The 24,013-nt window shown below is 70.9% G+C and carries 23 protein-coding genes; 8 read left to right on the forward strand and 15 right to left on the reverse strand.

Features of this window, described 5'->3' with window-relative positions; genetic code table 11:
• Positions 1-74: 74 nt before the first annotated feature.
• From ACGF8B_RS41265 to ACGF8B_RS41285, 5 genes are all read left to right on the forward strand, one after another.
• Positions 75-866, forward strand: coding sequence for a DUF4253 domain-containing protein (locus tag ACGF8B_RS41265; protein ID WP_392747977.1), 792 nt, complete (start codon positions 75-77; stop codon positions 864-866).
• A 235-nt stretch (positions 867-1,101) separates the two neighbouring features.
• A complete protein-coding gene (locus ACGF8B_RS41270; RefSeq protein WP_392747978.1) occupies positions 1,102-1,473 on the forward strand; it encodes a DUF983 domain-containing protein in 372 nt (123 codons plus the stop codon).
• A 123-nt stretch (positions 1,474-1,596) separates the two neighbouring features.
• Positions 1,597-2,094 (forward strand): hypothetical protein, encoded by a 498-nt coding sequence (locus tag ACGF8B_RS41275; protein ID WP_392747980.1) that lies wholly within the window; start codon positions 1,597-1,599, stop codon positions 2,092-2,094.
• A gap of 109 nt (positions 2,095-2,203) precedes the next feature.
• Positions 2,204-4,171, forward strand: a complete 1,968-nt coding sequence (locus ACGF8B_RS41280; protein ID WP_392747982.1) for a transglycosylase domain-containing protein — start codon at positions 2,204-2,206, stop codon at positions 4,169-4,171.
• Positions 4,172-4,356: 185 nt separating this feature from the next.
• Positions 4,357-5,637 (forward strand): choice-of-anchor A family protein, encoded by a 1,281-nt coding sequence (locus ACGF8B_RS41285; RefSeq protein WP_392747984.1) that lies wholly within the window; start codon positions 4,357-4,359, stop codon positions 5,635-5,637.
• Between the two features lie 307 nt (positions 5,638-5,944).
• Here the strand turns inward: ACGF8B_RS41285 and ACGF8B_RS41290 are convergent, their stop codons facing one another.
• The 7 genes from ACGF8B_RS41290 to ACGF8B_RS41320 form a co-directional block, all read right to left on the reverse strand.
• The gene (locus ACGF8B_RS41290; RefSeq protein ID WP_392747986.1) at positions 5,945-6,493 is read right to left on the reverse strand and encodes a hypothetical protein; all 549 of its coding nucleotides are present in this window, start codon (positions 6,491-6,493) and stop codon (positions 5,945-5,947) included.
• Between the two features lie 121 nt (positions 6,494-6,614).
• Positions 6,615-7,619 (reverse strand): porphobilinogen synthase, encoded by a 1,005-nt coding sequence (hemB, locus tag ACGF8B_RS41295; protein ID WP_392747988.1) that lies wholly within the window; start codon positions 7,617-7,619, stop codon positions 6,615-6,617.
• A 157-nt stretch (positions 7,620-7,776) separates the two neighbouring features.
• The gene (locus ACGF8B_RS41300; RefSeq protein WP_392747990.1) at positions 7,777-9,447 is read right to left on the reverse strand and encodes a uroporphyrinogen-III synthase; all 1,671 of its coding nucleotides are present in this window, start codon (positions 9,445-9,447) and stop codon (positions 7,777-7,779) included.
• Positions 9,444-10,430: a hydroxymethylbilane synthase gene (hemC, locus tag ACGF8B_RS41305; protein ID WP_342286912.1), complete on the reverse strand. Its 987-nt coding sequence runs from the start codon at positions 10,428-10,430 to the stop codon at positions 9,444-9,446. Before hemC ends, ACGF8B_RS41300 begins: the two co-directional genes overlap by 4 nt.
• Entirely contained in the window at positions 10,427-11,926 is a 1,500-nt protein-coding gene (locus ACGF8B_RS41310) for a glutamyl-tRNA reductase (RefSeq protein WP_392747992.1), read from the reverse strand. The genes hemC and ACGF8B_RS41310 overlap by 4 nt, the downstream gene beginning before the upstream one ends.
• Positions 11,923-12,690, reverse strand: coding sequence for a redox-sensing transcriptional repressor Rex (locus ACGF8B_RS41315; protein ID WP_342286914.1), 768 nt, complete (start codon positions 12,688-12,690; stop codon positions 11,923-11,925). The genes ACGF8B_RS41310 and ACGF8B_RS41315 overlap by 4 nt, the downstream gene beginning before the upstream one ends.
• Positions 12,691-12,962: 272 nt before the next feature.
• Positions 12,963-13,238: a glutaredoxin family protein gene (locus ACGF8B_RS41320; RefSeq protein ID WP_124722648.1), complete on the reverse strand. Its 276-nt coding sequence runs from the start codon at positions 13,236-13,238 to the stop codon at positions 12,963-12,965.
• A 147-nt stretch (positions 13,239-13,385) separates the two neighbouring features.
• On the opposite strand from ACGF8B_RS41320, the gene ACGF8B_RS41325 reads away from it, so the two are divergent.
• From ACGF8B_RS41325 to ACGF8B_RS41335, 3 genes are all read left to right on the forward strand, one after another.
• A complete protein-coding gene (locus ACGF8B_RS41325; protein WP_392747994.1) occupies positions 13,386-14,339 on the forward strand; it encodes an HAD family hydrolase in 954 nt (317 codons plus the stop codon).
• A 374-nt stretch (positions 14,340-14,713) separates the two neighbouring features.
• Entirely contained in the window at positions 14,714-15,490 is a 777-nt protein-coding gene (locus ACGF8B_RS41330) for an ECF subfamily RNA polymerase sigma factor, BldN family (RefSeq protein ID WP_266915138.1), read from the forward strand.
• Between the two features lie 225 nt (positions 15,491-15,715).
• Entirely contained in the window at positions 15,716-16,906 is a 1,191-nt protein-coding gene (locus ACGF8B_RS41335) for a DUF5667 domain-containing protein (RefSeq protein WP_392747996.1), read from the forward strand.
• 84 nt (positions 16,907-16,990) lie between these two features.
• Here ACGF8B_RS41335 and ACGF8B_RS41340 read toward each other — a convergent pair whose 3' ends face one another.
• The 8 genes from ACGF8B_RS41340 to ACGF8B_RS41375 all read right to left on the reverse strand — a co-directional run bounded on the left by ACGF8B_RS41340 (position 16,991) and on the right by ACGF8B_RS41375 (position 23,897).
• Positions 16,991-18,055 (reverse strand): lysophospholipid acyltransferase family protein, encoded by a 1,065-nt coding sequence (locus tag ACGF8B_RS41340; protein ID WP_392747998.1) that lies wholly within the window; start codon positions 18,053-18,055, stop codon positions 16,991-16,993.
• A 15-nt stretch (positions 18,056-18,070) separates the two neighbouring features.
• Positions 18,071-19,165, reverse strand: coding sequence for an NAD-dependent epimerase/dehydratase family protein (locus ACGF8B_RS41345; RefSeq protein ID WP_392748000.1), 1,095 nt, complete (start codon positions 19,163-19,165; stop codon positions 18,071-18,073).
• 211 nt (positions 19,166-19,376) lie between these two features.
• Positions 19,377-19,475, reverse strand: a complete 99-nt coding sequence (locus ACGF8B_RS41350) for a 30S ribosomal protein bS22 (protein ID WP_003948845.1) — start codon at positions 19,473-19,475, stop codon at positions 19,377-19,379.
• Between the two features lie 110 nt (positions 19,476-19,585).
• Positions 19,586-19,798, reverse strand: coding sequence for a helix-turn-helix domain-containing protein (locus tag ACGF8B_RS41355; protein WP_014046653.1), 213 nt, complete (start codon positions 19,796-19,798; stop codon positions 19,586-19,588).
• 128 nt (positions 19,799-19,926) lie between these two features.
• Positions 19,927-20,742 (reverse strand): phosphatase, encoded by an 816-nt coding sequence (locus ACGF8B_RS41360; RefSeq protein WP_392748001.1) that lies wholly within the window; start codon positions 20,740-20,742, stop codon positions 19,927-19,929.
• A gap of 121 nt (positions 20,743-20,863) precedes the next feature.
• Positions 20,864-22,036 (reverse strand): acetoin utilization protein AcuC, encoded by a 1,173-nt coding sequence (locus ACGF8B_RS41365; RefSeq protein WP_392748003.1) that lies wholly within the window; start codon positions 22,034-22,036, stop codon positions 20,864-20,866.
• A complete protein-coding gene (locus ACGF8B_RS41370) occupies positions 22,005-23,210 on the reverse strand; it encodes an MFS transporter (protein WP_392748005.1) in 1,206 nt (401 codons plus the stop codon). The genes ACGF8B_RS41365 and ACGF8B_RS41370 overlap by 32 nt, the downstream gene beginning before the upstream one ends.
• A gap of 42 nt (positions 23,211-23,252) precedes the next feature.
• Positions 23,253-23,897 carry an HAD family hydrolase gene (locus ACGF8B_RS41375; protein ID WP_392748007.1) on the reverse strand — a complete coding sequence of 215 codons (645 nt, stop codon included), beginning with the start codon at positions 23,895-23,897 and terminating at the stop codon, positions 23,253-23,255.
• Between the last annotated feature and the right edge of the window lie 116 nt (positions 23,898-24,013).

Below are 24,013 nucleotides of genomic sequence, written 5' to 3' on the forward strand. Positions count from 1 at the left end.
CGGCCGGCTGTCGATGGGGCGGCCGGTTTCCGGTGGGCGACCGGTTGTCAGTGGGCGCGCCTAGAGTCGTAGTCATGGCGACGCTCCCGAACCCGCTCCCGTCCCTGGCCACTTCAGGGCTCCGACTCCCGCCCGGCACGCTGGTGGACACCACGATCGACGGCACCTGGCACGAGCCGCTGCTCTGGTGCGCCGACGAGCCGGCGTCCCACGGCGCATGGCGCACACTGCACGCCACCGGGCGGGCGGTCGGCCTGCTTCCCGTGCTGATCGACGGCGGGCGACGCGACGAGCGGCCCGGGGACTGGGACCTGATCCCGGACAGCGCGTCGTACCCCGGCGACCACGACGCCGAGGAAGTGCTCAGCGAGTACTGGGAGGACTGCGCGCCCGAGGAGCTCGACGCCGCCGAGGCCGAGTGGCCGGGACTGGCCCCCGTCCCGGCCGCCGAGGGCCAGGACGCCCCCGACGACCTGGCGGCCGCGATCGCCGAGGAGTGCGTCGGCCCGGACGGCTGGTACCCCGGCTCGCGGGTGGCGCTCGTCCCGGCCCGGCGCAGCGCGGACATACCGGCGGCGATCGGCTGGTCGGGTCCGCTCAACTACGAGGAGGACACGGCCCGGCTCTGTGCCGTGCTCCGCTCCTGGGAGGACCGCTTCGGCATACGGGTCGTGGTGCTGGGCTTCGACACCCTGATGGTCTCGGTGGGCCGCCCGCCCACCACCCTCCCGGAGGCCCGCGCGGTCGCCGCCGAGCACTTCGCGTTCTGCCCGGACAACATCGAGCAGAACCCGCCGTACGACCTGGACGTCTACGCCGAGAAGATGGTGCTGAACCAGGAGACCTGGTCCTTCTGGTGGGACTGACCGGAACCGGCCGGAGGCCCTAAGGGCTGTCCCGCAATTCCTGGCGGGCGTGCGACGACAGCTACGGCACCTCGCCGCGTTGTCGGAACGTCCACATACACCCAGTATGTGGACGTCCCTCCGCCTTGCGATGCACCGCATCCGACGCCGCACGCTGTTCCACCAGGAATTGCGGGACAGCCCTTAGGTACGGCAACTCATGTGCCGCACCGGGGCACCCGGTTGAATCGCACGCATGCCCGACAACATCACGGACGACGCCCTCGACAGCACGGAGACCACCGGCAGTGCCCGGCACACCTGGATCGCCTCGCTGATCTCCACGGTCGTCACGCTCCCGCTCGCGTTCTTCGCCCTGGTGTACAGCATGCTCTCGCCGATGGCCTGCGACTCCTGCTCGGAGGCGGATGCCCACCGGTTCGACGCGAGTTTCGGTCCGGCCTGGACGGTCTCCTGCTGCGGTCTGCTCCTGGCCCTGGTCATCCTGGTGGCGAGCTGGGTGTTCACCAGGCGCAGGCCGCCGACCGCGATCGCCCTCGCCGTGGCCGCACCCGCCACCGTGTTCTTCACCTGGGTCGCCTTCATGACCCTGATCAACTGGCCGTGATCAACTGGTCCTGAGCAACGGGTCCTGAGCAGCCGACTCTGGTCAGCCGGCCCTGATCGATCGGCACTGATCGGCCGTCCCTGATCAACTGGTACCGAGCCCTCGAACGGAGGAACACCGCCCATGAACCCCGAGCCGGCCCCGGACGACGCCGACCGCGACGCCGACCCCGCCCCTGCCACCCCCGCCGCTGCCCCCGCCACCCCCGCTGCCCGCCTCGCCCGTCTCGTCGAGGAGTTCCGCGCCCTGCCGGCCGACAGCGACAGGAAGCGCGAGATCATCGCCCAACTGGACGACAACGCCGCCGCGCAGCCGTTCCTCGTCTCGGTGGTCGCCGACGCGGGCGAGTACGACCTCGCCCGCACCGAGGCCGCCACGGTCCTGCGTCTGTGGCCCCCGGCCGACCCCGGCCTGCGCCACCGTGCGGGCAGGGCCCTGCTGGCGGCGCTGAACGACCCCGAGGAGGACCTGGTGCGCCAGTACGCGGCGATGGCCCTCGGCCCCTACGCCTCGGACGACCCGGCGGTCGCCGAGGCCCTGATCGCCGCCGGAGGCTCCGAGGACGACCCCCTCGTACGGGCCTGCGCGAGATCCGCGCTGGAAGAGGCGGGCCTCGCCTGAGCACACCGCACACCCGGACGGACTTCGAGACAACCCGATCGCGATCCGGAACATCCTCTCTCACAAGCCCCGCGCCACCGGTACGGGACGGTGAACGAGGAGCTGGAGCATGGCCCGAAGCCCCATCCGCCCCATTCGCGCGATCCGCCATCGCGGACTCGGTATCGACTACCCCCGCCGGGGGAGACGTACTTGGCGCCGCTGGATCCCTTCGTGGCGGCAGATGCTGAGCGGGCTCCTGTTCGGGGCCGTCGCGCTGGCCGGCCTGTTCGCCGTGGTGTACGCCTCCGTCGACATCCCGAACGAGAACGACGAGGCGCGCAGACAGGGCACCGTCTACTACTGGGCGGACGGCAGCCAGTTGGTGAGTGTGGGCGCGGTCAACCGGCAGAACGTCACGCTCGCCGACATACCCGATTCGGTGGAGAACGCGGTCATCGCCGCCGAGAACGAGACCTTCTACTCCGACCCGGGGGTGTCGGCGACGGGTATCGCCCGCGCGGCCGTGAGCATCGTCAAGGGCGGTGAGACCCAGGGCGGCTCCACCATCACCCAGCAGTACGTGAAGAACACGTATCTCAGCCAGGAGCAGTCGGCCACCCGGAAGTTCAAGGAATTCTTCATCTCGCTGAAGCTGAACAACAAGCAGGGCAAGAAGGAGATCCTCCAGGGGTATCTGAACACCAGCTGGTTCGGCCGCGGCGCCTACGGCATCCAGGCAGCGGCGAACGCGTACTACGGAATCCCGGCGAAGGACCTCGACCCCAGTCAGGCGGCGCTGCTCGCCTCCCTGCTCAAGGGGGCGGAGCAGTACGACCCCGCGGACGGCAAGGGCAACCACGAACGCGCCGTCGACCGCTGGGGGTGGATCCTCGACCGGCAGGTGGAGATCGGGACGATGACGAAGGCCGAACGGGCCACGTACCGGAAGTTCCCCGAGCCGAAGCCGGCCGCGAAGCCGACCAGCCTGGGCGGCCAGACCGGCTATCTCGTCGACATCGCCAACAAGTACATCAAGAAGCGTTCGGGCCTCACCGACAAGGACCTCTTCCGGGGCGGCTACCGGGTGCACACCACCTTCGACAAGGCCAGGGTGGGGCAGCTGGAGCGGGCCGTGCGCAGTGTGCGCAGGCAGGACCTCGACCCTAAGAAGCGTTCCGAGGACAAGTACGTCGAGGTCGGCGCCGCGTCCGTGCGGGCCGACGGGGCGGTGGTCGCGGTGTACGGCGGAGCCGACGCGGTCACCCGCTTCGCCAACAACGCCGACACGGCGGGCGTCCCCGTCGGCTCGGCCTTCAAGCCCTTCGTGCTGGCCGCAGCCCTTCAGCACGGCGACGGCATCTCTCTGGACAGCGGCTACGACAACGGGGGGCACCTGGTCAAGAACGGCCCGTACGCGGTGGCTCCCGCCCTGTCGGGTGCCGGTCCCGGCCGGACGATGGTCACGGCGCCGACGTCCCTGCGCGATGCGCTGATCAAGTCGTCCAACGCCACCTTCACGTTGCTCGGCAAGGACATCGGGCTGAAGAAGGTGGCGGAACTGGCGGTGTCGGCCGGGCTGCACAAGGAGAGCCTGGCCCGTCTGGACAAGTCCTTCCCTCTCGGTACGTCCACTCCGAGCGCGGTCAGGATGGCGGACGCGTACACCGCCTTCAGCAACAAGGGCATGCGGGCAGACCCCTACTCGGTGACCGGGATGACCCGGGACGGCGAGAAGGTCGAGGGCTTCGGGAAGCCCGAGCCGCAACGCGCGATGGACGCCTCGGTGGCCGACGACGTGAACAACACCCTGGGGATGCTGGCCTGGACGCGGCTGGGCAAGGACGGGAAGTTCGGCACGTTCGCCAGGACCAGGGCTGCCGGCGACCTCTCGGCGGGCGCGACCGGCGAGGACGACCGGATGAAGTCGGCCTGGTTCATCGGCCACACCGAAGGGCTGACCACGGCCGTCACGATGTTCCGCAACAAGCCGGGCACCCCTCAGCTGCTGGGAATGCAGGGGGTGGGCGGGCCCGATTCGGGACGCGGCAATGTCTTCCCGCTCCGGATCTGGAACGCCTACGTCACGGGGAAGTAGGCCCACGGACCAGGGGCCGACAAGGACGTGGGGCCAAGAACCGACCGGGGCACGGGACCGGAACTGACAACCGGACAGAGCGGCACTCTGCGCATTGGTCTTGACCAATATCCTATTGTGTGAAGAACTTGGCCGAAGCCGCCACGGAATCTTTACAAGCACCTCCGCTGGAGAGACACGCCCCCATGCGCATATCCGCAACCGCCGCCGCCGCGTCCGCAGTGCTCGGCGGAGCCCTCGTCCTCGGCCTGACGGCCGTCCCGGCCGCACAGGCCACACCCGCCGCCGATGCCGCGGCCTGCACCACCGACGCCTTCGGAATCGCCGGAAAGTACGGCGAGTTCGTCCTCGGTGACGACGTCCACACGCCCGACGCGGAAGGCGCGGTGGCCGTAGGTGGCAATGCCGACTTCCGCGGCGGCTTCAGCGCCGCCAACGAACTGACGGCCGCGGAGGTCGACGCCCTGCCCGGCCGGGCGTCCCTCGTCGTCCGCGGTGACCTGCTCAACGGCAGTTCCGTCACCGCCGTGATGAAGGGCAACGCGGTCGTCGGCGGCAAGGTCAGCGACCGCGCCCTCGAAATGCACTCCGGCACCTTCGGCAAGAACGCCGGGCTGATCGACTTCGACGCCGAGTTCGGCAAGCTCCGGTCCTACTCCGCGGCACTGGCGAAGGAACCGGCGACCAGCGGCACCGAAGTGAGGCCGAGCGGCGGCAAGCTCACCCTGGAGGGCACGAACACCACCCGCAACATCTTCGAGGTGACGGCCGAACAGCTCGAAGGCGCCAAGGACATCTACCTCAAGGTCCCCGCCGGCGCCACCGCGATCGTCAACGTCAGCGGCACGACGTACGACATGGCCAAGGCCGGCACCACCGGGTTCTTCCTCTCCGGCGGCCAGGACTACGTGCTGGACGACAAGCTCCAGAGCGCCTCCGGCGGCAAGGTCCGCGCCCGCCTGCTGTGGAACTTCCCCGACGCGACCGCGGTCACCAAGAGCAGCCAGGCCGCCTGGCCCGGCAGCGTGCTGGCGCCCAAGGCGCACCTGGAGCTGGGCACCGGCGCCCCCGTCAACGGCTCGGTGTGGGTCGCCTCGCTGCACGGCTCGGGCGGCGCGGAGACGCACCACTTCCCGTTCACCGGCTGCCTCCCGGAGACCGGCGAGACCCCTCCCCCGGCCACCCCGACCCCGGGCAACACCCCCGGCACCACGCCGCCCGTGACCGGCACGCCCTCCACCCCGGTGAGCACACCGCCGGCGAGCGGCACCCCGTCCGGCAGCCCCTCCGAGTCCGCACCGGCCACCCCCGCCCCGTCGCAGAGCACGACGCCCGGCGGCAAGGACGGTGACCTGGCCTCGACCGGCAGCAACGGCACGATCCCGCTGGCCATCGGCACCGTCGTGGTGCTCGCCGCGGGAGCCGGCCTGACCGTGGCGGCCCGCCGCCGCTCCAAGCGCGCCTGACCGACCGGACGTTCAGGGCCTGTCCGTCCCCGGCCGGGGACGGACAGGCCCTGAACAACGGCGAACGGCTCGATCAGCCGAGCAGCCACGAATCCCGTCCGGACAGCCACAAAAGAACGTCCGAGCAGCCACAAATCCGGTCCGCGCAGGCACAGGGCCCGGATGGGCACGCACAAGGCCCGGATGGGCAGGCACAGGGCCCGGATGGGCAGGCGTACGGCTCAACCCGGCAGGCGTACGGCTTCAACCCGGCAGGCGTACGGCTTCAACCCGGCAGGCGTACGGCCCAACCCGGCAGGCGTACAACTCAGCCGGGCAGGCCCTCGGGCGCACCCGCCCACTCCCGCAGCAACCTCTCCCGCTCCGCGCCCCGAGGCGTCGTGCCCCCGGACGCACGGCCCCACTCCGACATCGCGGCCAGCGTCGTCGACATCGTCGCGGCGCCCTCCGTGAGGCGGGCCAGGAGAGCGCGGGAGAGGTCGATCTCGGTCTGCGGGTAACCGTTGGCCGCGGCGACGTACGCCGTCGGCCCGTACTCGCCACCGGACGACTCCACGCGCACCGTCATCAGCGCCGAGGCCTCGTCCACCCGGCCCGGCCCCATGGGCAGAACCAGGTTCACCACCAGGCCCAGAGCCACGTCCTTGACCGCGCCGACCTGCCGCTTCAGTGACTTCACGGGGAGGTCACCCACCGTGAGGGCCCGTACGTCCTCCCACAGGTAGAGGCCGGACTGCCCGTCCCCCAGGGCCACCACGCCCTCGGGCGTCAGGCGCACCCCCGGCCCCGAACCGGACGGCTTCGCGCCCACGTACACGTCGCCCTCGGCGATCCAGAACAGGCCCACCATGGCCACGACTCGCTCTTTTCTCCCGATGACGGCACACCGTCACGCCCAACACCGAAAACCGGACACCGGACACCAGGCGTGGAACACGGAACGCCCAACGCCGGCGATCGGGGCCCGGCGCCCGCTCCTACGCCTGGGACCGCCGCAGCCGCTGCGCGGCCTCCGTCGCCCAGTACGTCAGGATCATCTGCGCCCCGGCCCGGCGGATGCCGGTCAGGCTCTCCATGATCGCCGCGTCCCGATCGATCCAGCCCTTCTCGGCGGCGGCCTCGATCATCGCGTACTCACCGCTGATCTGGTACGCCGCGACCGGCACGTCCACCGCGTCGGCGACCTTCGCGAGGATGTCGAGGTACGGACCGGCCGGCTTCACCATGACCATGTCGGCGCCCTCCGCGACGTCGAGCGCCAGCTCGCGCAGCGACTCGCGGGCGTTCGCCGGGTCCTGCTGGTACGTCCGGCGGTCGCCCCTGAGCGAGGAGCCGACCGCCTCGCGGAACGGCCCGTAGAACGCCGAGGCGTACTTCACGGTGTAGGCGAGGATCGAGACGTCCTCGTGGCCCGTCTGGTCGAGCGCGTCACGGATGACGCCGACCTGGCCGTCCATCATGCCGCTGGGGCCCACCACATGGGCGCCCGCGTCGGCCTGGACCTGGGCCATCTCGGCGTACCGCTCCAGCGTCGCGTCGTTGTCGACCCGGCCGTCCTCGGTCAGCACACCGCAGTGGCCGTGGTCGGTGTACTCGTCCAGGCACAGGTCGGACATGATGACGAGATCGTCACCGACCTCCGCGCGCACCGCGCGCAGACCGGCCTGGAGGATGCCGTCCGGGTCGGTGCCCGCCGTGCCCCGGCCGTCCTTCTTCTCGTCCGTGGGAACGCCGAAGAGCATGATCCCGGAGACCCCGGCCGACACCGCCTCGACGGCGGCCTTCCGCAGGGTGTCCAGGGTGTGCTGCTGCACGCCGGGCATGGTCGAGATGGCGACCGGGGCGTCGATGCCCTCGCGCACGAACGCGGGCAGGATCAGGTTCGCCGCGTCGAGCCGTGTCTCGGCGACCATCCGCCGCATCGTCGGGGTCGTCCGCAGCCGCCGGGGGCGGGAGCCGGGGAAGTTTCCGTACACAGTCATCCTTCGAGATTAGACCCGTACACATCACCGTCTTACCGACACCCGTGCCGGGAAAGACCGGCAGAACACCTCGGAACGGGCAGGGGCCCGGCCGCCGAAGCGACCGGGCCCCTCACACACTCCGAAACGCACTCCGAGACGCACTCGGACGCGCGGCTCAGGTCGTCGTACGACGCCGCCGCGCACCCGGACGCCGCTCGCTCGGCCGCGTCACCGGGTCACCGGCCTCCTTCGCCGCCTCCCGGCGCCGCGCGCCGAACTCCGCGAGGGCCTCGGCCAGCTTGTGCACCGAGGGCTCCGGGGACAGGACGTCGACCCGCAGGCCGTGCTCCTCGGCGGTCTTCGCGGTGGCCGGGCCGATACACGCGATCACCGTCACGTTGTGCGGCTTGCCCGCGATGCCGACCAGGTTCCGCACGGTCGACGACGAGGTGAAGAGCACCGCGTCGAAGCCGCCGCCCTTGATGGCCTCGCGCGTGTCGGCGGGCGGCGGCGAGGCGCGGACCGTGCGGTACGCGGTGACGTCGTCGACCTCCCAGCCCAGCTCGATGAGCCCGGCCACCAGCGTCTCGGTGGCGATGTCGGCGCGCGGCAGGAAGACCCGGTCGATCGGGTCGAAGACCGGGTCGTACGGCGGCCAGTCCTCCAGCAGACCGGCGGCGGACTGCTCACCGGACGGCACCAGGTCCGGCTTCACACCGAAGTCGACGAGCGCGGCGGCGGTCTGCTCGCCCACGGCCGCGACCTTGATCCCGGCGAAGGCACGGGCGTCGAGCCCGTACTCCTCGAACTTCTCCCGGACGGCCTTCACGGCGTTGACGCTGGTGAAGGCGATCCACTCGTAGCGGCCCGTGACCAGACCCTTGACCGCACGCTCCATCTGCTGGGGCGTACGGGGCGGCTCGACGGCGATCGTCGGGACCTCGTGCGGCACGGCACCGTAGGAACGGAGCTGGTCGGAGAGCGACGCGGACTGCTCCTTCGTACGCGGTACGAGCACCTTCCAGCCGAACAGCGGCTTGGACTCGAACCACGCGAGCTGGTCGCGCTGGGCGGCGGAGCTGCGCTCACCGACCACGGCTATGACGGGCCGGTGGCCCTCCGGCGACGGCAGCACCTTCGCCTGCTTCAGGACCTGGGCGATCGTCCCGAGGGTCGCCGTCCAGGTGCGCTGGCGGGTCGTCGTGCCGGCGACCGTCACGGTCAGCGGGGTGTCGGGCTTGCGGCCCGCCGAGACCAGCTCACCGGCGGCCGCGGCCACCGAGTCGAGCGTCGTCGAGATGACGGCCGTGGCATCGCTCGCGCCGACCTCGGTCCAGCAGCGGTCGGAGGCGGTGCGGGCGTCCACGAACCTGACGTCCGCGCCCTGCGCGTCGCGCAGCGGCACACCGGCGTACGCGGGCACACCCACGACGTTGGCGACGCCCGGCACGACCTCGAAGGGGATGCCGGCGGCGGCGCAGGCGAGCATCTCGGCACCCGCGTTCCCGTCCAGTCCCGGGTCGCCCGAGACGGCACGGACGACCCGCCTGCCGCCCCTCACCGCCTCCATGACAAGATTGGCCGCGTCCCTGAGAACGGGAACACCGGCGGCTGCTGACTGCGCGTCAACAACCGTCAGCTCAGGTGTGCTTACGCTTGCCCGCGCATGGCAGCGAACGACGCCGAGGACGTCCGGCTCGGCGACAAGGACGTCCGCGCTCGCAAGCGCCTCGACGGCGCGCAGAGTCAGCAGTCCCGGGTCGCCGGGACCGGCGCCGAGGAAGGTGACGTGCCCTTGTGCGGACAGGGCCGGAAAGTCGGATGCGACGGGGCCGGTGGGGCTCAAAGTGCTCGCTCCCCCATAAGACCGGCCGCACCCTTGGCAAGCATCTCGGACGCGAGCTCGCGACCGAGGGCCGCCGCGTCGTCCTGCGACGTGGGAACGGGACCGGTGGTGGACAGCTGCACCAGCGAGGAACCGTCGGTGGAACCGACGACTCCGCGCAGGCGCAGTTCGTTGACAGCCTGTCCGTCGACCAGGAGGTCGGCCAGCGCACCCACAGGTGCGGAGCAACCGGCCTCCAGGGCGGCGAGCAGGGCACGCTCGGCGGTCACGGCGGCCCGGGTGTACGGGTCGTCGAGCTCGGCGAGCGCGGCGGCGAGGTCGGCGCTGGTCGCAGCGCACTCGATCGCCAGTGCTCCCTGGCCGGGAGCGGGCAGGACGGTGTCGACCGACAGGAAGTCGGTCACCTCACCGGTCCGGCCGAGGCGGCTGAGACCGGCCGCGGCGAGTACCACCGCGTCCAGCTCACCGCTCCGGACAAATCCGATACGCGTATCGACGTTCCCCCGGATCGCCACGGTCTCGATGTCGAGGCCGTGGTTACGGGCGTACGCGTTGAGCTGCGCCATGCGGCGCGGCGAACCGGTACCGATGCGGGCGCCGGACGGCAGCTGCTCGAAGGTCAGCCCGTCCCGCGCCACCAGTACGTCGCGCGGGTCCTCGCGCACCGGCACGGCGGCCAGCACGAGGCCCTCGGGCTGCGCGGTCGGCAGGTCCTTGAGCGAGTGGACGGCGAAGTCCACCTCACCGCGCAGCAGCGCGTCGCGCAGCGCCGCGACGAACACACCGGTGCCGCCGATCTGCGCGAGGTGCTCCCGCGAGGTGTCGCCGTACGTGGTGATCTCGACGAGCTCGACGGCGCGCCCGGTCACCTCGCTGACGGCGTCGGCGACCATGCCGGACTGCGCCATGGCGAGCTTGCTGCGCCGGGTGCCGAGCCTCAGCGGCTTGTCGGCCCCCGCGACCGGGGTTGAGTTGTCGGTCATGACCGCCCTCGATTCGGGTCGTTCAGGTCTGCCCGGGAGACGGCGGCGACCGTCTGCGGGTCGAGGTCGAAGAGTTCCCGCAGCGCGTCGGCGTACCCGGCGCCGCCGGGCTCGCTGGCGAGCTGCTTGACCCGCACGGTGGGCGCGTGCAGGAGTTTGTCGACGACGCGGCGCACCGTCTGCGTGATCTCGGCGCGCTGCTTCTCGTCCAGGTCGGGGAGGCGTCCGTCGAGCCGTGCGATCTCGCCCGCGACCACTCCGGCGGCCATCGTGCGCAGCGCGACGACGGTCGGGGTGATGTGGGCGGCGCGCTGGGCGGCGCCGAAGGCGGCGACCTCGTCGGCGACGATGGTGCGCACCCGGTCCACGTCGGCCGCCATCGGGGCGTCCGCCGACGCCTCCGCGAGCGACTCGATGTCGACGAGGCGCACACCGTCGAGCCGGGCGGCCCCGCCGTCGATGTCACGCGGCATCGCGAGGTCGAGCAGGGCCAGGCGTACGGGGCCGGCGCCCTGGGCGGGCACGGTGGCCCGGCGGACCGCCTGGCGCACCGCACCGGCGCTGCCGTTCTCCACCCAGGCGGCGTGCCGGTCGGCGTCGGCCGGGGCGGGAGCGGGCACCGCGGGCGCGGCGGGCGTCGCCGCGGCATTGTCGATGTCCAGTCCGAGCGCGGTGGCGACGGCCTCCGCGGTCAGCACCAGACCGGTCGCACCGGTGCAGGAGACGACGACATCGGCACGTGTCAGTTCGTCGCGGACCGCGGCCATCTCCACGGCACGGGCGGCCACGCCGGTGCCTCCGGGCTGGACCAGGATCTCGACGAGCCGGTCGGCGCGGGCCCGGGTCCGGTTGGCGACGACGATCTCGGCGACACCGGTACGGGCCAGGGTGGCGGCGGCGAGCGAGGACATCGAGCCCGCGCCGATCACCAGCGCGCGCTTGCCCGCGGCCCAGCCGGCGACGTCCGCGCCGGCCGCGAGCTGTTCGAGACCGAAGGTGACGAGCGACTGCCCGGCCCGGTCGATCCCGGTCTCGCTGTGGGCCCGCTTGCCGACCCGCAGGGCCTGCTGGAACAGGTCGTTCAGCAGCCGGCCGGCGGTGTGGAGCTCCTGCCCCAGCGCCAGCGCGTCCTTGATCTGGCCGAGGATCTGGCCCTCGCCGACGACCATCGAGTCCAGCCCGCACGCCACCGAGAAGAGGTGGTGGACGGCCCGGTCCTCGTAGTGCACATAGAGATACGGAGTGAGCTCGTCCAGCCCGACGCCGCTGTGCTGGGCGAGGAGCGTGGACAGCTCGGCGACGCCCGCGTGGAACTTGTCCACGTCGGCGTACAGCTCGATGCGGTTGCAGGTGGCCAGCACGGCGGCCTCGACCGCGGGCTCCGCGGCGAGCGTGTCCTGGAGCAGCTTGGCCTGTGCCTCGGCGGGCAGCGAGGCCCGCTCCAGTACGGAGACCGGGGCACTGCGGTGGCTCAGTCCTACGACGAGGAGGCTCATGCCGGCATCACGGCGGGCATGTCCCCGTCAGGTCCCTTCCGGCCGCCGGAGGCCGAGCGCACCGGAGGCGCGGCCGGGTCCGGGCTGCTCTCGGTGGTGTCCTCGCCGGCCTTGCGCTGCTCGTGGAAGGCGAGGATCTGGAGCTCGATGGAGAGGTCGACCTTGCGGACGTCGACGCCGTCGGGCACGGACAGCACGGTCGGCGCGAAGTTCAGGATGGAGGTGACGCCCGCCGCGACGAGCCGGTCGCAGACCTGCTGCGCGGCACCGGCCGGGGTCGAGATGACACCGATCGACACGCCGTTGTCACCGACGATCCGCTCCAGTTCGTCGGCGTGCTGCACGGGGATGCCCGCGACCGGCGTTCCGGCCATCGCGGGGTCGGCGTCGATCAGCGCGGCGACCCGGAAGCCGCGGGAGGCGAACCCGCCGTAGTTGGCGAGCGCGGCGCCGAGGTTACCGATGCCGACGATCACGACCGGCCAGTCCTGGGTGAGCCCGAGTTCGCGGGAGATCTGGTACACGAGATACTCGACGTCGTAGCCGACGCCGCGCGTCCCGTACGAGCCGAGGTAGCTGAAGTCCTTGCGCAGCTTGGCGGAGTTGACCCCCGCCGCCGCGGCGAGTTCCTCGGACGAGACCGTGGGTACCGAGCGCTCGGAGAGCGCGGTCAGTGCGCGCAGATACAGCGGAAGTCGGGCGACGGTGGCCTCGGGAATTCCTCGGCTACGGGTCGCCGGTCGGTGAGTTCGGCCAGTTGCCACGGTGCTCCTGCGGGATGAGCGGGGCTGCAGGCGGCCGTATTTCCCAGGACCGCCCCGTCGAATGCAGGCTATGTCTTTGTGAACGCGTGCACAAAGATAGTGTCCGTTTTGTCCGGTCAAAGTGACCGGGGTCACGCACATTCGTCGCGCGATCCCGGAACCAAGGATCGCATCAGCCCGTTGCGGGCCCGAAGGGGGCAAAGCGGCACACACTCCTCACAGCCACTCCCCCGAGAGCACTCAAAACGCCCACGATGGTAACCGTCTTTCGCTCATGACCCCAGTGCCGCGCGCAGCCTCGCCGGGTCCACCCGCCAGAACGTGTGCTGCTCGTCATCGATCAGCACCACCGGAATCTGCTCCCAGTACTCCCGGTGCAGTTCCTCGTCCACGGTGATGTCCTTCTCCTCCCAGGACGCGCCGGTCTCCTCGCACACCTCCCGCACCACCCGCCTCGCGTCGTCACAGAGGTGACACCCGGGCTTCCCGACCAGGGTCACCACGCGGTCCGCGGGCTTCTTCTTCGTACGTCGAAACAGGGCACTCATGCCTTCATTCTGCGCCGGGAGTGAAGCTGTTCCGCCCTTGAGCCGGTACGCCCGGAATCACCCGTTCAACAAATCGGCGGCCGAGAGTTCACGCCGCGGCATCCCGGCAGGTCGGGAAGGGCCGAACCGACTGGCTATGCTCACGACATGGCCGCTCTTGGATGGCTCACACCCCGTAGGCGCCCCGCGACAGCACGGAGCGTGCTGGCCGGCGAGGCAGCAGCTGAGGCAGCGCGGAAATCCACCCTCCCCGACGATCAGCCCCCCGGCACCGAGCAGGGCACCACCGCGAGGGCGGAGGCCGAGGAGGCACCCTTCCCCGTCGTCGGTGACGAACGGGCCGCCGCCTTCTTCGACCTGGACAACACCGTCATGCAGGGCGCGGCGATCTTCCACTTCGGCCGCGGCCTGTACAAGCGGAAGTTCTTCCAGCGCCGCGAGCTGACCCGGTTCGCCTGGCAGCAGGCCTGGTTCAGACTGGCGGGCGTCGAGGACCCGGAACACATGCAGGACGCCCGCGACAGCGCCCTGTCCATCGTCAAGGGCCACCGGGTCTCCGAGCTGATGTCCATCGGCGAGGAGATCTACGACGAGTACATGGCCGACCGCATCTGGCCCGGCACCCGGGCCCTCGCCCAGGCCCACCTAGACGCCGGGCAGCGCGTCTGGCTGGTCACCGCGGCCCCGGTGGAGACCGCCACGATCATCGCCCGCCGGCTCGGACTGACCGGCGCGCTCGGCACGGTCGCCGAATCCGTCGGCGGCGTCTACACCGGCCGGCTGGTCGGCGAGCCGCTGCACGGCCCCGCGAAGGCCGAGGCGGTCCGCGCCCTGGCCGCCGCCGAGGGCCTGGACCTCGACCGCTGCGCGGCGTACAGCGATTCGCACAACGACATCCCGATGCTGTCCCTGGTCGGACACCCGTACGCGATCAACCCGGACGCCAAGCTCCGCAAGCACGCCCGCGCGCTCGACTGGCGGCTGCGGGACTACCGGACGGGCCGCAAGGCGGCCAAGGTCGGCATCCCGGCCGCGGCCGGCGTCGGCGCGATCGCGGGGGGCACCGCGGCCGCCGTCGCCCTGCACCGCCGCCGCCGCTGAACCACGGCCCGCCCCGGCCCCTGCCCGCCCCGGCCCCGCCGAGGGCCGGGTCGGCCGCGCCCGGACGCCGCCGGCCGATCGGGACCCCTTACCCACCGACCGCTCCGGCCAGTCGCGTTGCTCGGACACGACCACAACCCGTCGCCCCGACAGGCAGATAGCGAAGTAATTCGATCAATAAACGGTCACGATGTGCTACTTGATGCGTCGTTTAGTCGCTACAGAAGCGACGTAATCGATGATTTGAGCAACTGGGTGTAGCACCGCCTGTACGAAGCGTTATTCTCCTCAGACGCATTCCGGAACCCACCACTCACCACGACGAGTGACGGTTCCACACTGAACGTGATGGAAGCTCTGCCTCTGGGAGTCCCGTGTACCCACACGTCGGGGTTGACGCCTCGGGCCTGGCTACGCTGCGCGCATCGGTCGCCGACCGCTTGCGCGGCTTCGTCCCCACCGCGTACGCCGTACCCGCATTTGCCACCCCTGCACCTGCCGGCCCCTGCTACGCCCTGGCCGAACGCAGTGCGGCGGTCGGAAGACGCAGCAACCGCGGCGCAACGACCACGTCCACCGTTCGTCGGCCGACCGCCGACAGCGACAGCGCGCGCATGATGGATCTCGTCGAGCGCGCACAGGCCGGCGAGGCCGACGCCTTCGGCCGCCTCTACGACCAGTACAGCGACACCGTCTACCGCTACATCTACTACCGCGTGGGCGGCAAGGCGACGGCGGAGGACCTCACCAGTGAGACCTTCCTGCGCGCCCTGCGCCGCATCTCCACGTTCACCTGGCAGGGCCGCGACTTCGGCGCCTGGCTGGTCACCATCGCCCGCAACCTGGTCGCCGACCACTTCAAGTCCAGCCGCTTCCGGCTGGAAGTGACCACCGGCGAAATGCTCGACGCCAACGAGGTCGAGCGCAGTCCCGAGGACTCCGTCCTGGAGTCCCTCTCCAACGCCGCGCTGCTCCAGGCCGTGCGCCGGCTCAACCCCCAGCAGCAGGAGTGCGTGACCCTGCGCTTCCTGCAGGGCCTCTCGGTCGCCGAGACCGCCCGGGTCATGGGCAAGAACGAGGGCGCGATCAAGACCCTTCAGTACCGCGCCGTCCGCACGCTGGCCCGGCTCCTCCCGGACGATGCCCGCTGACCGCACCCCCGGCCGAGTAACTCTCGGCGATGCCCCCGTCACGCACTGGTCCGATCATCCTTCGTGCGTAACCCAAGTGCCGCGCCCCTCGTTGTGCCGGTTGCAGGCCCCCTGTCGTCGCCCCATGTCCGCCGACACTCACTCATTCGTGTGGAAGCGCTCAAGGTGTGCAACCTTCCGGACCCCCAGGGGAGTCGACCGTCATGACGAGAGGAGGTGCCGCCAGTGATCGCAAACGTTTCGGCACACCGGCGGGCGAACGCCTTCGCCCAGGCCCTGGAGGAGCAGTCGCTCCGCGGTGCGGCGGCCGCACAGCCCGAGGACCCGGCCGAACCGGCCGGCCACGGACCGTTGTTGGCCCTGGCGAACGGCCTCGGTGAGGTACCGAGGCCGGAGTTGGATCCCGAGGTCAAAGTGGTGCAGCGAGCCCAGCTCGTCGCCGCCATGGAGGCCATGTTCACCGAGGGCGGCGCGTCCGCGGGCCCTACGGTGCCCGAACAGCGGACCAAGGGAGCCCACCGGGCCTCCCCGCTCCGGAAATTGCGTCCGCGTTCACGCTGGACGAAGGGCCTCGCGGCCGGCGGACTCACCGTCGGTGTGGCGGCGGGCGCCTTCGGCGGAGTGGCCGCTGCCAGTTCCGACGCCCTGCCGGGTGATTCGCTGTACGGGCTCAAGCGCGGCATGGAGGACTTCCACCTCGGCATGGCCAGCGGCGACGCCGACCGCGGCGAGGCCTACCTCGACCAGGCGTCCACCCGGCTCAGCGAGGCCCGCCGGCTGATGGAGCGTGCCCGCTCCGGAAACCTGGACCACGAACAGCTCGGCGAGGTCAGGCGCACGCTCAACGGCATGATGCACGACGCCGGCGAGGGCCACCGCCTGCTCCACTCCGCCTACCGGCAGAACGGCGCCATCGGCCCCATCCAGACCCTGGACTCGTTCTCGCGCTCGCACCGCGACAGCTGGATCAGCCTCCGCGACCGGCTCCCCGTACAGCTGACGGACGTCGGCGACCAGGTCAGCTCGGTCTTCGACGCCATAGACGAAGAGGTCCAGCCGCTCCAGTCGCTGCTGCCCCGCACCCCGGACAGCAGCGGCGACGCCCGGCGGTCGGACACCGCGGAACAGGGCACCCGCCCCTCGCACACCGCCCCCTCCGCACCCGCCTCGCCGGAAGCCTCCCAGGGCCGTACGGGCGACAGTGCCACGCCCCGTCCCTCGGGCTCGGGCAGCGCCTCGTCCGAGGGCCTGATCAGCGGCACGGACGGCCTGTTCGGCACCCCGCCCCCCGGCACCGTCCCGCCCGCCGACGGCCGGGTCAGCACCCCGCCCACCCCGGACGTGACCCTCCCGCCGCTCCTCCCCGGCCTCCTCCCGGGCCTGGGGATCAACGGCGAGGACCTGAAGAACGACTAGCGCCACCTCGTACGCGGAGGGGGACGGGCTCACCGGGCCCGTCCCCCTCCGCGTACCGCACGCCCGCGCGTATCGGCACCGCCCTCAGAAGAACACCGACCGCCGCTGCACCAGCAGCTTGTACAGCGTGTGCTGGATCTGCTCCCGCACCTGATCCGTCAGGTTGAACATCAGCATCGGATCCTCCGCCGCCTCCACCGGATACCCGGTGGTGGAGATCGGCTCCCCGAACTGGATCGTCCACTTCGTCGGCAACGGCACCGCCCCGAGCGGCCCGAGCCACGGGAACGTCGGCGTGATCGGGAAGTACGGGAAGCCCAGCAGCCGTGCCAGCGTCTTCGAGTTGCCGATCATCGGGTAGATCTCCTCCGCCCCCACGATCGAGCACGGAATGATCGGCACCCCGGCCCGCAGCGCCGTGGACACGAAGCCGCCCCGCCCGAAGCGCTGCAACTTGTACCGCTCCCCGAACGGCTTCCCGATGCCCTTGAACCCCTCCGGCATCACGCCGACGACCTCACCCCGCCGCAGCAGCCGCTCCGCGTCCTCCGCACAGGCCAGCGTGTGCCCGGCCTTGCGGGCCAGCTCGTTCACCACCGGCAGCATGAAGACGAGATCGGCGGCGAGCAGCCGCAGATGCCGGCCCGCCGGATGGTTGTCGTGCACCGCGACCTGGAGCATCAGCCCGTCCAGCGGAAGTGTTCCCGAGTGGTTGGACACGATGAGCGCCCCGCCCTCGGACGGGATGTTCTCGATGCCCTTCACCTCGACCCGGAAGTACTTCTCGTACACCGGCCGGAGCATCGACATCAGGACCTGATCGGTCAGCTCCTCGTCGTAGCCGAACTCGTCGACGTCGTACTCCCCGGTGACCCGCCGCCGCAGAAACGCGAGCCCGCCGGCGATCCGCCGGTCCCAGCCGCCGCGCCCGTCGGGCTCCACGCCCGGCTGCCCGGCCCGCTGAGGCTCCTGGGGATGCTTCGAGGCGTCCTGCTGCCCGGGCAGGGCGCTCACGGCCGCGGTCCCCACCGCGGAGGCCGCCGCGGGCCCCCGGCCACCGCCCCCCGAGGGCCGGCGCCGTGCGGGGCGCGCCGAACCGCCCGTCCGCGAACGGTCGTCGTCGAACGGAATGACCTTGGCATCCGCCATCGTCGGTGCGCTCCTCTACCTGGCGCTGGGGGCCGGCTCGGTGTCGCCGGCCCCGGTGATCCCCGCGGCGTCGCCGCCCGCCGCGGCGAACGGCATCGCGGCCAGCCGGTCGACGGCCCTGCCCACCGCCTCGGGCGGCAGCAGTCCGGGCCCCTGACTGCCGGCGAACTCCGCGAACGTCTCTGCGGTACTGAACCGGGGGTGGAAGCCGAGAGTCTCGCGCATCTGCACGGTGGAGACCACCCGGCCGTGGGTGAGCAGCCGGATCTGCTCCGGCGAGAAGTCCGTCATGCCGGCCGTACGCAGCGCCTGGCCGACCCAGGTGACCGCGGGCAGCAGCAACGGCATCGTCGGCCGTCCCAGCCGCCGCGAGCACTGCGAGAGCAGCAGCACCCCGTCCCCGGCGATGTTGAACGTGCCGCTGTTCAGCGTCCCGCGCCGCGGCTCGCCGGACGCGACGCCCAGGACGTCGACGACATCGTCCTCGTGCACGAACTGAAGCCTCGGGTCGTAGCCGAACACCGTCGGCAGCACGGGCAGCGACAGATAGTCGGCCAGCGGCGAATCGGCCTGCGGTCCGAGGATGTTCGCGAACCTGAGCACGCACACGGCCACATCCGGCCTGCGGCGCGCGAAGCCCCGTACGTACCCCTCGACCTCCACCGTGTCCTTGGCGAAGCCCCCGCTGGGCAGGGACTTGGGCGGGGTGGTCTCGGTGAAGACCGCCGGGTCGCGGGGTGCCGAGCCGTACACGTTCGTACTGGACTTGACCACCAGCCGCCGCACGCCGGCCGCCTTCTGACAGGCGCCGAGCAGCTGCATGGTCCCGATGACGTTGGTCTCCTTGACCGTCGTCCGGCCGCCCGTGCCGACCGCCTTGGCCGAGACGTCCAGATGCACCACCGTGTCGACGGAGTGCTCGGCGAGGACTCTCGCGATCGCGGGCTGGCGGATGTCCGCCGTCACGAAAACGGCGTCGCCCAGCCCGTGTCCGGGCGCGACCGCGTCGACGGCGATCACCCGGTCCACACCCGGATCACGCTGGATGCGCCGCACGAAGCGGCCGCCCAGCTGCCGGGCCGCTCCCGTGACCAGCACGACCTTCCCCAAGATCAGCGCCTTCCGTCGAAAGGTTTCCCCTGGCCGTCACCGTAGCGGGTGGATGTTGCCCTGTGACGACCGCGCGGCGGCCTTCACGCAAGTCTTTGGCCCGAATGCGGGCGGCCGACCGAGGAGACCGCCGGTCCGACTGCCCCCGCGACGCACCGCAGCCCTCCCGCCGGAACGGCGGGAGGGCTGCGGTTTCACGAACAGCGTTCGCTTACTTCTTGTTGCGACGCTGAACGCGCGTGCGCTTGAGCAGCTTGCGGTGCTTCTTCTTGGCCATCCGCTTGCGCCGCTTCTTGATAACAGAGCCCACGACTACCCTCGCTCACTTCTTCTTCACTGGTGCGGGGCGTCTGGGCCCACACGACCTACGTCGGCCTAGCCTACCCGCCAGCGCGTGAGGGGCGTAATCCGAGGTGAACCTCAGGCGGACTCCACCCCCACAAAGGACTCGCGGAGATACTCGTGAACCGCTTGCTCCGGGACCCGGAAGGACCTGCCCACCCGGATCGCCGGCAGATGACCGCTGTGCACCAAGCGGTACACGGTCATCTTCGACACTCTCATGACCGAGGCGACTTCCGCCACGGTCAGAAACTTGACCTCGTTGAGAGGCCTCTCGCTGCCAGCAGCCATGACCCACCTGTACCTTCCGCACGAGACGCCCACCGGCTTCCCCTCCGGTGACTCTTCGTCGTTGTGCGCTCACTCCCCAGATTAGGGGCGGGTGATGCGAGTGGGGAAGAGGTGAGACGATCGGCCGCCTACCGTGACAGAAACGCCCGATTGAGTACATAGCGCGTCAGCGGCCGGTAGTACGCGGACGGCACCCCGTCATCGAGCGGCACGACGACCGCCACCCGCCCCTCGGCCTCTCCGACGAACAGCGCGGGGTCGTCCGTATCGGCGAGACCGATCGCCTCAATACCCAGCTGACCTGCCCCGCAGACCCAGCCGTGGTCCCCGACGACCAGTTCCGGCAACTGTCCCCGGCCCTCTGCCGCCGACTCCAGAACGACCCTGACCGGCAACGGGGAATGGGTATGTGCGCCGGTGTCACCGCCGCGCGACCGCACGCCGGGTTCGCGCACCATCGCGACTCCCCGTACGTAGTCGAGGCTGCACGTGCGTACACCGAACCGGGTCGTTATGTCGATACATCGCCCCTGCGCGGGGGTGAGTACGGAACACCCCGCCGCCGACATGGCGTCTGCCAGCGCTGCGTAGAACCCGAGCAGCCGGTGCGGATGACCGGTCCCGAACAGCACCGGCGCCCGCCGGACCGCGGCATGCGCGAGCCGTTCGGCGAAGGCGTCCAGACCTGCCAGGGTCCGCTCCGGATCGATCACGTCCGGCCCCGAGACATGAGCGGGATCGTCCGAGACCCCGCACCTGTCGGCCATCAGCCGGAGCAGATCCTGCTCCGCCCAGCCCCGCCCGGGGTCGAGACCGAGCGTCACCCGCGGATCCCGGGCCGCGAAGAGCCGATAGCTCCGCAGACTCACCTCCCGCGAGGTGGCCACGGGTCCGGCCAGCCGGGCCGCCAGCAGATGCGCACGCAGCGCTCCGGTGCTCAACACCCCACGATGCTCCCGCAATCACCCGGACGGAGGGCCGGAAGCCCGGCTACGCCCCACAGTTGGCGTAACCATTACGCGCCACCGCACGGAAACGGCCGCACCACGACCACCTCCGCCCGGCTCAGGTCAGCAGCCCCCGCAGGGGGAACGCCGCCCGCCGCGTCGCCAGCACCGCCTGGTCCAGCCGGTCCGCGGGGTCGTACCCCTGCTCCCACGACTTCCAGGAAGGCGTACGGCCGTCCGTCATCCGGGCCGGCCCCAACTGCCGTGTCCGCGCGTACACCTCGTCCCGCCACGACGACGGGATCACCGACTCCGGATCCACCGGCGCGTGCGCGGCGATCCCCACCAGATGCGTCCAGGACCGCGGCACCACATCGACCACCGCGTAGCCGCCCCCGCCGAGCGCGACCCAGCGACCGCCCTCCACGTACTCATGGGCGAGGTCGTGACAGGCCGACATCACCGCGCGCTGCGCGTCCAGCGACACCGCGAGATGGGCGAGCGGGTCCTCGAAATGCGTATCGGCCCCGTGCTGGCTCACCAGCACCTGCGGCCGGAAGTCCGCCAGCAGCTCCGGCACCACCGCATGGAACGCCCGCAGCCACCCCGCGTCCCCCGTACCGGCCGGCAGCGCCACATTCACCGCGCTGCCCTCACCCGCCCCGGAGCCGGTCTCCTCGGGCCAGCCGGTCTGCGGGAAGAGCGTCCGCGGGTGCTCGTGCAGCGAGACGGTCAGGACCCGCGGATCCTCCCAGAAGGCCGCCTGCACCCCGTCCCCGTGGTGCACATCCACATCGACGTACGCGACCCGCTCGGCGCCCAGTTCCAGCATCCGCGCGATGGCGAGCGCCGGGTCGTTGTAGACGCAGAACCCCGCCGCGCCGCCCGGCATGGCATGGTGCAGGCCGCCCGTGAAGTTCACGGCGTGCGCGGTGTTCCCGCGCCACACCGCCTCGGCCGCCGCCACCGACTGCCCGGCGATCAGCGCCGAGGCCTCGTGCATCCCGGCGAACGCCGGATCGTCCACGGTCCCGAGCCCGTACTTCTGATCGGCGTGCCTCGGATCCGCCGAGGCGGCCCGCACCGCGGCCACGTAGTCCTCGCGGTGCACCAGCCGCAGCGTGGAATCCCCGGCGGGCTTGGCCGACACCACGTCCACCGCGCCGTCGAGCCCGAACGCCCGGACCAGCCCCATGGTCAGGGCGAGCCTGACGGGGTCCATCGGGTGGCTTTCCCCGAAGTCGTATCCCGTTACTGCGTCATCCCACATCAACTGTGCGCGGCCGCTCATGCCCGCCACCGTATCGGGCGGACTCCGTGCCGAACGACTTGGCGTACACCAGGGTCGCGAGCACCAGCACCATGGGTACGAGCATCGCCCCGCGGTAGCTCCAGGCGTCCCCGAGCGCCCCCACCAACGGCGATCCCACCAGGAATCCCACGTAGTTGAAGACGTTCAGCCGGGCGATGGCCGTATCGCTCGCCCCGGGGAACATCCGCCCGGCGGCGGCGAAGGTCTGCGGCACGATCACGCAGAGCCCGAGCCCGAGCATGGTGAATCCGAGCATCCCGGTCCACGCCCCACCGGCCACCGCCACCACGGCGAACCCGGCGGCGGCCAGCACACTCCCGAACCGCACCACGGTGACGGCCCCGAACCGCCGCACCCCGAGGTCCCCCACGGCCCGCCCCAGCAGGGTCGTCACCATGTAGAGGTTGTACGGGACGGTCGACAGCTGCTCCGAGCTCCCCAGCACGTCCTGCAGATACTTGGCGCTCCAGTTGGAGACCGTCGAGTCCCCGATGTACGCGAAGCTCATCACCAGACAGAGCGGCATCAGCAGCTTGAAGGAGACCGAGGCCGCCCCCTTGCCCTGCGTCCCGCCGGCCTCCGAGTCCGGCTCCGCGCCCTCGGCGTACCAACGGCTCCCGATGAACGCGACGGGCAGCAGCACGACGACCGCCGGCAGATAGGAGACCAGCAGCGAGAGGTCCCAGTGCGCCCCGGCCCAGGCCATCGACGCCCCGGCGATCCCGCCCAGGCTGTACGCGGCGTGGAACCCGAGCATGATGGATCGCCCATAGGCCCGCTGGAGGCTGACGCCCATCATGTTCATGGAGGCGTCGAGCGCCCCGACGGACAGCCCGAACACGCCCAACGCCAGGGCCGCCTCCCACAGCGCGTTCCCGGCGCCGGCGCCGAGCAGCGCGAGCATCACGACGGGCTGCGCCCACCTGAGCACGACCCCGGGCCGCACCCGCACGACCACCTTCTCGGTGACCACGCTGCCGACTCCGGCCAGGATGGGCACCGCGGCCAGGAAGACGGGCAGCAGCCCGTCGGATATCCCGTACTGGTCCTGAATGGCGGGAATCCGCGTCACCAACAGAGCGAAGGTGACTCCCTGCACGAAGAAACTCACCGCGAGGGAGGCCCTGCCGTGCCGCAAACGAGCATCTGTCATGGCCGCGAGCGTAAGGCCAGTTTCTACCCGTGGGTAGATGGATCAGGCCAGCAATTCCCGGAGTTGGCTCATGTCTGAGAAGTGCCCGGTGACCCCGGAGAGCCGGTCCGCCGGCATCATCGACGTAAACCCGTACACATCCATCCCGGCGGCCCTGGCCGCCTCCACTCCGAGCGGGCTGTCCTCGATGACGACGCAGCGCTCGGGAGGCACGCCCATGCGCTCGGCGGCGCGCAGGTACAGATCGGGCGCCGGCTTTCCCCGCCCGACGTCCTCCGAGCTGAAGATCCACTCTTCCTCGAACCACTGGTCGAGCCCGGTCTTGCGATGCCCGACCCGGATCCGCTCGTGGCTGCCGGAGGATGCCACACAGTACGGAATCCCGTCGGCCACGAGCTTCCCCAGTACGTCCTCGACCCCGGCCACCGGTTCCAGCTCCTGCTCGAACGCGGCGAAGATCCGTGAGTGGAGCGTCTCGTCGAAGTCCGCGGGCAGCTTCTCCCCGGTCCGTTCCTCGACGAGATCGTGCACCCGGTGCACGGCGGCCCCCATGTAGTCCCGGAGGCTCTCCTGGTACGAGGTGGGGTGACCGAGCTCCGTGAGGTACTCGGCCAGGATGGTGTTGGAGATCGGCTCGCTGTCCACGAGCACACCGTCGTTGTCGAAGATGACCAGTTCGTAGCGCATGGTTCGAGCCTAGACGTTCGGAAACGCAGAAAAGCCCCGTGTCCACAAGGACACGGGGCTTTCCCGTAAAAGGAGTTCGGCGGCGTCCTACTCTCCCACAGGGTCCCCCCTGCAGT

The sequence above is a fragment of the Streptomyces sp. NPDC047917 genome, from assembly GCF_043204345.1.
Taxonomy (GTDB): domain Bacteria; phylum Actinomycetota; class Actinomycetes; order Streptomycetales; family Streptomycetaceae; genus Streptomyces; species Streptomyces sanglieri.

Coding starts and splice junctions, on each gene's coding strand:
- ACGF8B_RS41320 (WP_124722648.1), bottom strand. CDS start 13,238: ATGAGTGCCCTGTTTCGACGTACGAAGAAGAAGCCCGCGGACCGCGTG.
- ACGF8B_RS41275 (WP_392747980.1), top strand. CDS start 1,597: ATGAACCCCGAGCCGGCCCCGGACGACGCCGACCGCGACGCCGACCCC.
- hemC (WP_342286912.1), bottom strand. CDS start 10,430: ATGACCGACAACTCAACCCCGGTCGCGGGGGCCGACAAGCCGCTGAGG.
- ACGF8B_RS41285 (WP_392747984.1), top strand. CDS start 4,357: ATGCGCATATCCGCAACCGCCGCCGCCGCGTCCGCAGTGCTCGGCGGA.
- ACGF8B_RS41340 (WP_392747998.1), bottom strand. CDS start 18,055: ATGGCGGATGCCAAGGTCATTCCGTTCGACGACGACCGTTCGCGGACG.
- ACGF8B_RS41355 (WP_014046653.1), bottom strand. CDS start 19,798: ATGGCTGCTGGCAGCGAGAGGCCTCTCAACGAGGTCAAGTTTCTGACC.
- ACGF8B_RS41370 (WP_392748005.1), bottom strand. CDS start 23,210: ATGACAGATGCTCGTTTGCGGCACGGCAGGGCCTCCCTCGCGGTGAGT.
- ACGF8B_RS41365 (WP_392748003.1), bottom strand. CDS start 22,036: ATGAGCGGCCGCGCACAGTTGATGTGGGATGACGCAGTAACGGGATAC.
- ACGF8B_RS41310 (WP_392747992.1), bottom strand. CDS start 11,926: ATGAGCCTCCTCGTCGTAGGACTGAGCCACCGCAGTGCCCCGGTCTCC.
- hemB (WP_392747988.1), bottom strand. CDS start 7,619: ATGACTGTGTACGGAAACTTCCCCGGCTCCCGCCCCCGGCGGCTGCGG.
- ACGF8B_RS41325 (WP_392747994.1), top strand. CDS start 13,386: ATGGCCGCTCTTGGATGGCTCACACCCCGTAGGCGCCCCGCGACAGCA.
- ACGF8B_RS41280 (WP_392747982.1), top strand. CDS start 2,204: ATGGCCCGAAGCCCCATCCGCCCCATTCGCGCGATCCGCCATCGCGGA.
- ACGF8B_RS41375 (WP_392748007.1), bottom strand. CDS start 23,897: ATGCGCTACGAACTGGTCATCTTCGACAACGACGGTGTGCTCGTGGAC.
- ACGF8B_RS41270 (WP_392747978.1), top strand. CDS start 1,102: ATGCCCGACAACATCACGGACGACGCCCTCGACAGCACGGAGACCACC.
- ACGF8B_RS41265 (WP_392747977.1), top strand. CDS start 75: ATGGCGACGCTCCCGAACCCGCTCCCGTCCCTGGCCACTTCAGGGCTC.